The 676-nt window shown below is 57.5% G+C and carries 3 protein-coding genes; all 3 read right to left on the reverse strand.

What is annotated here, in order from left to right; genetic code table 11:
* Nucleotides 1-224 (reverse strand): hypothetical protein (locus AC1RPU_RS07680; protein WP_481769594.1); only part of this gene is annotated, 224 nt, incomplete at its 3' end.
* Nucleotides 169-333: a hypothetical protein gene (locus tag AC1RPU_RS07685; protein WP_281106390.1), complete on the reverse strand. Its 165-nt coding sequence runs from the start codon at nt 331-333 to the stop codon at nt 169-171. The genes AC1RPU_RS07685 and AC1RPU_RS07680, both read right to left, overlap by 56 nt.
* Nucleotides 334-410: 77 nt before the next feature.
* The gene (locus AC1RPU_RS07690) at nt 411-614 is read right to left on the reverse strand and encodes a hypothetical protein (RefSeq protein ID WP_289874009.1); all 204 of its coding nucleotides are present in this window, start codon (nt 612-614) and stop codon (nt 411-413) included.
* Nucleotides 615-676 lie beyond the last annotated feature (62 nt).

A 676-nucleotide genomic window follows, 5' to 3' on the forward strand; every position in this document is an offset into this window, starting at 1 on the left:
CCTGTTGCTCGCGCGTGTTCCACAGCTGTCTGCCACGAGGCTAGCGAAATCGCGCCACCGGCCCGGGCCTCGGCCACCGTCAGCTGTGTTTTAAGCTCGCTGATGACACGATCGCGTTCCCGGATTTCGGTCAACAGCTTGTCTGTGAATTCCAGCAGGTCGCGAGCATCAGGCCCATCCAGCAGCCGTTCTTGTTCCATCAGCAGGTCTACCAGCGTCTTCATTGATCAATTCTCCAGCGTTTATCGCAATCGGGACAGTGAAAGTCGATCCAGTAGCAATCATCAGCCTTGCACCAGTTACCGGTGCTGCCGTCGTACTTCTTCTCGGCATTCGTGTGTGGGCAGCTTTCCTGTAGAAGTCGCAGGCGTGTGCGCAGCCGTTCCTGTGCCTGCTGGATGCTGTCCAGCTCATCTCGATAGATATTGCTCACCAGTCGCTCCCGCTGCTGCTCGACCCGCAGTCGAACGAAGAACTGGAGGACGAATCGTAGCTGCTTGAACTCGAATCCGAGTACGACGAATGCGAAGAGCTGGAACACGTGTCCGATACCGAACTCGAACCGGAATCGCTCGACGCATAGCTGCTGCCACTGAACGAAGAGCTGGTGTCACCCCACACCGAGATCGGGCTGATCGGAGACAGCGGGCTCAGGAACGGATTCGACAGCAGATCG

The organism is Dellaglioa sp. CoH-55-MRSF-7, assembly GCF_056782235.1.